Annotated in this window: 1 protein-coding gene; it reads left to right on the top strand. The window is 65.6% G+C overall.

Annotation, left to right across the window (positions count from 1 at the left end):
• Positions 1–334, top strand: a 334-nt coding sequence (locus AAEZ09_RS27980; protein WP_502947603.1) for a condensin complex protein MksE, incomplete at both ends; no start/stop codon positions are given.

The raw sequence follows: 334 nt of genomic DNA, 5'->3' as shown, positions 1-334 counted from the left end.
TACTACTTCGTCCCCGAGCAGATGGGCGCGCAGGTGAACAAGCCCGCCCAGCGCCTGGCGCTGTTCACCTTCATCCTCGTCGAGCACCTGGCCGACCAGGGTCGCGATCCGCTGGCCGTGCTCGACGGTGGCAGCCTCGGTCGCGATGAACTGCCGGCACTGCTGGACAAGTACCGCGACCTGTTCCTACAGGCCGAAGTCACCACCCAGGAAGAGCTGGAAGAAAAGGTCATCCGCCGCCTGACGCAGCTGGGCTTCGCCGAGGACAGCAATGGCGTCTACCGCTTCCTGCCGCCGATGCACCGCTTCCTCGACGTCTGCCTGTCGGTGCAGC

This window comes from Pseudomonas sp. 65/3-MNA-CIBAN-0223 (assembly GCF_040310425.1).
In the GTDB taxonomy this organism is placed as follows: domain Bacteria; phylum Pseudomonadota; class Gammaproteobacteria; order Pseudomonadales; family Pseudomonadaceae; genus Aquipseudomonas; species Aquipseudomonas gregormendelii.
Note: the sequence above shows the minus strand (reverse complement) of the source record. Positions and strands in the feature narration are given on the sequence as shown.